At 69.0% G+C, this 7946-nt stretch carries 8 protein-coding genes; 1 reads left to right on the top strand and 7 read right to left on the bottom strand.

The window, feature by feature from the left end:
* Nucleotides 1-193 precede the first annotated feature (193 nt).
* The 7 genes from FW760_RS15335 to FW760_RS15365 all read right to left on the bottom strand — a co-directional run bounded on the left by FW760_RS15335 (nt 194) and on the right by FW760_RS15365 (nt 6862).
* Nucleotides 194-2254 (bottom strand): TonB-dependent copper receptor, encoded by a 2061-nt coding sequence (locus FW760_RS15335; RefSeq protein ID WP_043863480.1) that lies wholly within the window; start codon nt 2252-2254, stop codon nt 194-196.
* 82 nt (nt 2255-2336) lie between these two features.
* Nucleotides 2337-2753 carry a DUF2946 domain-containing protein gene (locus FW760_RS15340; protein ID WP_054916154.1) on the bottom strand — a complete coding sequence of 139 codons (417 nt, stop codon included), beginning with the start codon at nt 2751-2753 and terminating at the stop codon, nt 2337-2339.
* Between the two features lie 20 nt (nt 2754-2773).
* Nucleotides 2774-3244 carry a copper chaperone PCu(A)C gene (locus FW760_RS15345; protein ID WP_043863478.1) on the bottom strand — a complete coding sequence of 157 codons (471 nt, stop codon included), beginning with the start codon at nt 3242-3244 and terminating at the stop codon, nt 2774-2776.
* A 47-nt stretch (nt 3245-3291) separates the two neighbouring features.
* Nucleotides 3292-3678, bottom strand: coding sequence for a DUF2946 domain-containing protein (locus tag FW760_RS15350; protein ID WP_116052611.1), 387 nt, complete (start codon nt 3676-3678; stop codon nt 3292-3294).
* Nucleotides 3679-3853: 175 nt separating this feature from the next.
* Nucleotides 3854-4567, bottom strand: a complete 714-nt coding sequence (locus FW760_RS15355) for a cobalt-precorrin-6A reductase (RefSeq protein WP_058541570.1) — start codon at nt 4565-4567, stop codon at nt 3854-3856.
* Complete coding sequence (locus tag FW760_RS15360) at nt 4564-5658, bottom strand: cobalt-precorrin-5B (C(1))-methyltransferase (protein WP_116052614.1); 1095 nt, start codon at nt 5656-5658, stop codon at nt 4564-4566. The genes FW760_RS15355 and FW760_RS15360 overlap by 4 nt, the downstream gene beginning before the upstream one ends.
* A complete protein-coding gene (locus FW760_RS15365) occupies nt 5651-6862 on the bottom strand; it encodes a bifunctional cobalt-precorrin-7 (C(5))-methyltransferase/cobalt-precorrin-6B (C(15))-methyltransferase (protein ID WP_043863474.1) in 1212 nt (403 codons plus the stop codon). Before FW760_RS15365 ends, FW760_RS15360 begins: the two co-directional genes overlap by 8 nt.
* A 101-nt stretch (nt 6863-6963) precedes the next feature.
* Here FW760_RS15365 and cobG point away from each other — a divergent pair.
* On the top strand, nt 6964-7946 hold a 983-nt coding region (cobG, locus tag FW760_RS15370; protein WP_446443847.1), incomplete at its 3' end, for a precorrin-3B synthase.

Below are 7946 nucleotides of genomic sequence, written 5' to 3' on the forward strand. Positions count from 1 at the left end.
GGGAAATCGCTTGTCCATAAGGCCCGGGCGCGTCGGTGCGCCGGGTTCGAGGCGGGTTTCTTTCGGGGCGTATAATGTAACATTTTGCCGATTGGCGGTAGCGCAGCGTGCTCATGTGCTGCATGAGCAAGGCTCAGGTTGGCGCCGCCGGTCTGACAGAGGGCGCGGCCAGTGGCCGCGCCCGGGTGGTGCATCAGAAGCTCAGGTCGACCTTGGTCCAGAGGGTACGCCCTGGCTCGTTGATCGCCTGCGGATCACTGGCCGGGTAGCCGAAGCCGGCATTGCCCGCCAGGTTCAGGTGCTCGGCGTAGGCCTTGTCGAACAGGTTGTCGACGCCGGCACTGAGCTTGATGTTCTTGCTCACGCGGTAGGCGCCGTTGAGCGAGAACACGCCGAAGCCTGCGCTTTTCTCGTAGTCCTTGCCCACCACGTTGCCGGAACCCTCGGCGATGCGGTTCTGCGCCGAGACCAGGCGCCACAGCGCACCGGCGCTCCAGGCGTCGCGGCTGTAGGTCAGGCCCAGGCGGCTTTCCAGCGGCGGCATCTGCGGCAGCGCCTTGCCATCGCTGCTGTTCTTGCCCCAGGCGTAGGCCAGGGTGGCGTCGGCTTTCCAGTTGGGCGCGAACTGATAGGCCGCGCCCAGCTCGCCGCCCATGATACGGGCATCGATGTTCTGCGCCTGGGAACTGAGCATGCCCATCATGCCGGGACGGTAGTCGAACAGGATGTAGTCGCGCACCTGGCCGACATAGCCCGAGGCCCAGGCTTCGAGCTGCTCGGTCTTGTACTGGATGCCCACGTCGAGCTGGGTGGTCTTCTCCGGCTTGATCGAGTCGAACGCATTGAGCGAGCCGGCCGGGCCCGACTTGGGCGAGAACAGCTCCCAGTAGTCGGGGAAGCGCTGGGCATGGCCCAGGCCCACATAGGTGGTGGCCGGGAGGTCGAGCAGGTCGTGCTCGTAGCGCACGAACCCGCTGGGCAGGGTGTCGGCGCGGGTGTTGCCGCGGGTGGCGCTGGCTTCACGAAAATCCTTGGCCGAGGCGCGGTCCAGGCGCGCGCCGCTGACCAGGCGGTCCTGGCTGGAGGTTTCCCAGGTCAGCTCGCCGAACACGCCGTAGTTGTGAAAGTCCGCGTCCTTGGTCCAGGGCTCGGCCTTGTGCGCATCCACGCCCATGCCGCCGCGCTGGCGATGTTCGTTGGTCTGCGCATCGACACCGCTGACCAGGGTCACGTCCTCCCAGCGCCAGGTGGCCTTGAGCCGCCCGCCGAGGGTGCGGCGGTCGACGTTGCTGACCATCGGCCCGGCCATCATGCCGCTGGTGGGCGAGGTGCGCAGGCTGTAGTTGTCCATCACGTGGTCGGCGTAGTTGTAGTAGACCTGGGCTTCGAGCTTGTCGAGCACCCCGCCCAGGTTGGATTTCTCAAAGCGCAGGCCCAGGCTTTCGCGCTTGAACTGCGAACCGTCCATGCCGCGCCCGGCATAGCGCGCCTCGCCATCGCCCTTGCCGGCAGTGAGTTCGAGCAGGGTGTCGGCATCCGGGGTCCAGCCCAGGGCCACGTCACCGTTCCACTTGTCCCAGCGCGAGGGCACGGTGTCGCCGTTGCCGTCCTTGTAGTCGTCGGAGCGCGACTGGTTGCCGACAAAGCGTGCATAGCCCTGTGCGTTGCCTGCCGCAGCATCCAGCACCTTGTCGAAGCGCCCGTTGGAGCCGGCCAGCAGGCTTGCGTTGACGCGGCTGCCGAGCTCGCCGAACTGTTCGGGCTCGCGGTCGAAGAGGATGGTGCCGGCCGAGGCGCCGGGGCCCCACTGCACGCTCTGCGGGCCCTTGATCACGGTGAGGCGGTCGTAGGTTTCCGGCGAGATGTACGAGGTGGGTGCGTCCATGCGGTTGGGGCAGGCGCCGAGCATCACGCCGCCGTTGGTAAGGATGTTCAGGCGCGAGCCGAACATGCCGCGCAGCACCGGGTCGCCGTTGGTGCCACCGGCGCGGATGGCCGAGAAGCCCGGGATGGTCTTGAGGTAGTCGGCGCCGTCGCTGGCCGGTACCGGCTGGCGTGGGTCCTTGGGGTTGGTGACGATGGTCAGCGGCGAGCTGGGCGCCACGGCAGTGATCACCGTGGGGCTCAGTTCGGCGTGGTCGTGGCCTTCGTGGCCGCTGTCGGCGGCCAGGGCCACGTGGCTGAACAGGGTGCCGCACAGCAGGGCGATGGTGCCTTGCAGCGACAGGCGCAGGGTAACGGTAGAGCCGGACATAGTATTTCCAACATCGTGTGGTCGTGAGGTTGCGCAAGAGCCTCGGCAGCAAGCCGGGCCCTGGGGCGCATGCAAAGTGGGTTCAGACGACGATGTGGGCAGGTGGCGCGCGGCTGCGGGCGCCGGGGAAGATGGCCTGGCGCGCATGGCCCTGGCGCGGCTGGGCGCGCAGGGTGGTGTGGGGCGAGACGGCCTCGGTGTCGAGCAGGCTGAGCGTCTGCGGCAGCGCCGGGCAGTGGAAGAACAGGCTGCAGTAGCCGCACTTTTCCCAGATGACGTGCAGCGCTGCCGGGTTGTCGGCCGGGCTGCTGGCGTGGCTGCCTGAGTGGCAGTCCATGGCCATGTCCATGCCGGGCATGGAGGCACGGTGATCCATCGGCATCGACTGGGAGACCAGTGGGCCGATGAAGATCATCAACATGGCGAACAGGCTCAGCCAGCTGCCGCGTGCTCGTTGGAGGTCAGCGGGGCGGGCGAGCCTGCCGCGGGGCAGGCGCATGGCGTGCAGCCGTCAGCGAATCAATGGCTGTGGGCGGTGCCCTCGGGGGCCTGTTTCTGCACGGCCACTTCGACCGTGATGTTGCCGGCCTTCTGGAAATGCAGGGTCAGCGGGAAGCGCTTGCCGTCGCTGAGCAGGCTGCGGTCCTTGGGCTGCATCAGCATCACGTGGTAGGCGCCGGGGGCGAACACCAGGTCGGCACCGGCGGGGATGTCGACACCCTGCACCTGCTGCATCTTCATCAGGCCGTCCTTGTGCACATGCTCGTGCAGTTCGGCGTTGTCGGTGATCGGGCTGTCGACGCCGAGCAGGCGGTCGGCGCTCTTGCCGTTGTTGTGCACGATGAAATAGGCGGCCACGTTGGGGGCGTTGGGCGGCAGCTCCTGCGACCACGGGTGGGCGATATGCAGGTCGCCCACGGTGTATTCATGGGCGTTGGCAAAGGTGGCGGGCAGCAGCAGGGCGGCCAGCAGCAGGGCGTTCTTGAGCATGGTCAATCTCCGTTCGGGTCAGGTTCGCAACTGGTAGCGTAGTGAACTCAGGCCTGGGGGGAGGCACGGGGATTGAGCGCGGGCCATTGCTGGCGTGGCGTGGGGTGGTAGCTGGCGAGTAGCGGTGACGGGGTGTTGAGGGTGGGCTCGGACGTCACCAGCCGTGGCGGGTGGCCGGGCAGGGCCAGCAGCGGGGCCGTGCCGGAGCAGCACCAGCAGTGCTGCATGGTGGAGTGGTCGTCGTTCTGCTGTTGGCCGTCGGGGGCATTCAGCGAGATGGCGATCATCTTGGTCACGCCGCTGGAGCAGAAAGTGCCCCACAGCAGTTGTTCGGGTTGGGCTTTTGCAGCGGCGGCGGACAACGGCATGGCCAGCAGATTGAACAGCACTGCGAAGCAGGCGATCCAGGCGTAGGCGAGCCGGTGTGCGGGCATGGGGAGATCCGGTCAGGAATCGAGTGGGGCTATTTAGCCAGATGTCGAAGTATATGTAAAAAAGCCGGGGTGTGATGGAGTGTCGCAGGTGGGGTAACTGCGTCGACAGCGCATCTATCCTTCCCCTGACCTTGTGTCAGCCTTTTTTGATCGACTCTGGAGCTGTGTGCACCCGTCAAAGCGCCGCCAGCACATCGGCGACGCCCACGAACTCCCGATCCACCCCCGCCAGCGCCGGCCGCTTCAGGATCAGTACCGGCACACCCCGCTCGCGCGCCACTTCGAGCTTGGGTTCGGTCGCGGCGCTGCCACTGTTCTTGCTGATCAGCACATCCACCCGGCAACGCTCGAACAACGCCCGTTCATCCTCCAGGCGAAACGGCCCCCGCGCGCCGATCACTTCGCATCGCGCATTCCCCTCGCACACCTCCAGCGCGCGCAAGGTCCAGAACTGCTGCGCGGGTATCTCGTGCAGGTGCTGCAACGGCTCGCGCCCCAGGGTGAACAAGGGCCGGCGAAACGGTTTCAATGCCTCGATCAACTGCGTCCAGTCTGCCACTTCCCGCCAGTCGTCACCGGCCTGCGCCTGCCACGCCGGGCGCCGCAACGCCCAGCATTCAACCCCGGCCAGGCGCGCTGCCTGCGCCGCATTGCGGCTGATCTGCGCCGCATACGGGTGGGTCGCGTCGATCACCAGACCGATGCCTTCGGCCCGCAGGTAAGCGGCCAGGCCCTCGGCCCCACCATAGCCGCCCACCCGCACCTGGCACGCCAGGTCGCTGGGCACCCGGCCGATACCGGCCAGGCTGTAGACGTGCTGCGGGCCCAGCTGGCGGGCTATCAACAGCGCCTCGGTCACGCCGCCCAGCAACAGGATGCGCCGGCTCATCGAACACCCGCCCGGCCGACGATGCCGCCCTGGCGGTCGATGGCGAACACCTCCACCTGTACCTGCGCCGGCACCACGCTGCGGGCGAAAGCCAGCGCGTGCTCGCACACCGCATCCCCCAGCCCGACCCCCGCCGCACTGGCCAGGGCCAACGCCTGCTGGCTGGTGTTGGCGCCGATGATCGCCGCCTGCAACGCGGCGTCGGCACCCACCGCCGCCGCCCAGCCAGCCAGTTGCGGCAGGTCGATGCTCGAATGCCGGCTGTGCAGGTCCATGTGCCCGGCCGCCAGTTTGCTGATCTTGCCGAAGCCGCCGCAGATGCTCAGCTTGCCAACCGGCACCTTGCGCAGGTGCTTGAGCACCGCGCCGACAAAATCGCCCATCTCGATCAGGGCGATGTCGGGAATGCCGTAGACCCGGCGCATGGTGTCTTCGCTGGCATTGCCGGTACACGCGGCAATGTGTTCGTAGCCATTGGTCTTGGCCACGTCGATGCCCTGGTGGATCGAGGCAATGTAGGCCGCGCAGGAAAACGGCCGCACGATGCCACTGGTGCCCAGAATCGACAGCCCGCCGAGGATGCCCAGGCGCGGGTTCATGGTCTTGAGGGCCAGGCTGTCGCCGTCCTGCACGTTCACGGTGACCTCGAAGCCCCCCGCGTAATCGCACTCCAGCGCCAGACACTGCAGGTGCTCGGTCATCATGCGCCGCGGCACCGGGTTGATCGCCGGCTCGCCCACCCCCAGCACCAGCCCGGGGCGGGTCACGGTGCCCACGCCGATGCCGGCGACAAAGCGCACGCCCGGCTCGGCCAGCAGCCGCACCTGGCTGTAGAGCAGCGCGCCATGGGTCACGTCGGGGTCGTCGCCGGCATCCTTGAGGGTGCCGGCTTCGGCGCCTGGCCCGGCCAGCCGGCAGAACTCCAGGCGCATCTGCACCTGTCTGCCCTTGGGCAGGGTGATCTGCACCGCGTCGTCGCATTGCCCGCTCAACAGCAGGCGCGCCGCCGCCAGGCTGGTGGCAGTGGCGCAGCTGCCCGTGGTCAGGCCGCTGCGCAGCGGCGCCGGCTGTTCTGCGGTTTCGTCACGCATCGAGGGGCTTTACCACATCAAGCAGGGTGATCGGCAGCGCCTGGCGCCAGGTGTCGAACTCGCCCAGCGGCTGCGCCTGGGCCACATGGATACGGGTGAGCTCGCCGCCATGACGTTCGCGCCAGCTCATCAGCAGGGTCTCGCTCTGCAGGGTCACGGCATTGGCCACCAGCCGGCCACCGGGGCGCAGGTGCGCCCAGCATTCGTCCAGCACGCCCTCGCGGGTCACGCCGCCACCGATGAAGATCGCGTGGGGCCGCTCCAGGCCCTGCAACGCCTGCGGGGCGCGCCCGCGCACCAGTTGCAGGCCAGGCACGCCCAGGGCGTCGCGGTTGTGTTCGATCAGTTGCTGGCGGCCGGCGTCGGCCTCGATGGCCAGTGCCCGGCAACTGGGGTGGGCGCGCATCCATTCGATGCCGATCGAGCCGCTGCCGGCGCCCACGTCCCACAGCAGCTCGCCCGGCTGCGGGGCCAGGCGGGCGAGGGTGATGGCGCGCACGTCGCGCTTGGTGATCTGCCCGTCGTGCGCGAAGGCCGAATCGGGCAGGCCGGCCAGCGGCGACAGGCGCGGTGCATCGGCGCCGGCCCGGCAGTCGATGGCCACCAGGTTGAGGTCGGCGAAGTCGGCGTCCTGCCAGCCATCGGCACGGGCATCGATGCGCCGTTCGTCGGCGCCGCCCAGGTGCTCCAGCACGCTCAGGTGGCTGGGGCCGAAGCCGCGCTCGCGCAACAGGGCGGCCAGGGCGGCGGGGCTGCTGCGGTCATTGCTCAGCACCAGCAGGCGCTGGCCGCTGTACAGGTGGGCGGCCACGGCGGCGACCGGGCGCGCTACCACCGACAGCGTGACCACATCCTGCAGGGGCCAGCCCAGACGGGCGGCGGCCAGCGAGTAGGAGGACGGTGCAGGCAGCACCCGCATGGCCTCGGCCGGCAGCTGGCGCGCCAGGCTGGCGCCTACGCCGTAGAGCATCGGGTCGCCGCTGGCCAGCACGCACACCGGCTCGCCACGTTCGGCCAGCAGCGGCGCCAGGGAAAACGGGCTGGGCCAGGCAACCCGTTCGGCGCGCGAGCAGTGGGGCAGCAGGGCCAGCTGGCGCGGGCTGCCGAACACCTTGGTGGCTCGCAGCAGGGCATGCCGAGCCTGTTTGCCCAGGCCCGTGAAGCCGTCTTCGCCAATACCTACTACCGTCAACCAGGGCGCCATGCCGTTCCTCTTCGCTTGCCTATCCGACCGGCTGGCTTAGCCTGCCGACGGACAAAGCAGGCATAATACCGCGCCTTTGTGCTACCAGCGCCTTTTGACGATTGCCGGGTGATCCCTTGCCGCAACCCCTGCCCACTCCAGCTCTTCGCCCCTCGGCCTGCCCGGGGTTGTGGCGTATCGTGCAGGCGCTGGACGGCGGCATTTCACGCATCAAGCTCGACGCCGGCACCCTGAGCGCGGCCCAGGCACACGCAGTGGCCGACGCCGCCGAGCGCTTTGCCGGCGGCGTGATCGAGGTAACCAACCGCAGCAACCTGCAGATTCGCGGCATCGGTGCCGACCACGCCGGGCTGGTGGCATGCCTGCTCGACGCCGGCCTGGGCCCGCGCCAGGCGGCGGGCGACGATGTGCGCAACCTGATGCTCAGCCCGGCGGCCGGTCTCGACCCGGCCATGCTGTTCGACAGCCGGGCGCTGGCGGGGCAGATCCTCGAATCGCTGCAGACCTGCGAGCGCTTTCATCAGTTGTCTGCCAAGTTCGCCGTGCAACTGGACGCTGGCGAAGACCTGGCCATGCTCACCCACCCCCACGACCTGTGGCTGTCGGCACTGCGCCTTGACGGCGAGGTGTGGCTGGCCTTCGGCCTGGCCGGCTGCCCGGCCGAGGAGGGTGCGCTGGGCGCGGTGCCGCTGGCCGATGGGCACGCGCTGGTGCTGGCGGTGTTGCAGCGGTTTCTCGACCTGGCCAGTGCGCAGCAGGCGCGCATGCGCCAGTTGCTGGCCGAATGCGGCAGGGAGGCGTTCGTGCAGGGCCTTGGCGTGGCGCTGCGCCGCGACCACGCGGTGCTGGGCTGGCGCCGGCCGCGACGTGACCAGGCCCGCCATCTGGGTGTCTACCCACAGCGCCAGACGGGCAGGGTCGCGGTGGGCGCCGCCGCACCGCTGGGGCGCCTGAGCGCCGCGCAGTTGCGTGGCGCCGCGCACCTGGCCAGCAGCCTGGGCGACGCCAGCCTGCGCATGACGCCCTGGCAAAGCCGGCTGCTGCCCAATCTTGCCGCCACCGACGCCGAGCAGGCGCTGGCCGG

Source organism: Pseudomonas sp. 1176_21 (genome assembly GCF_052850635.1).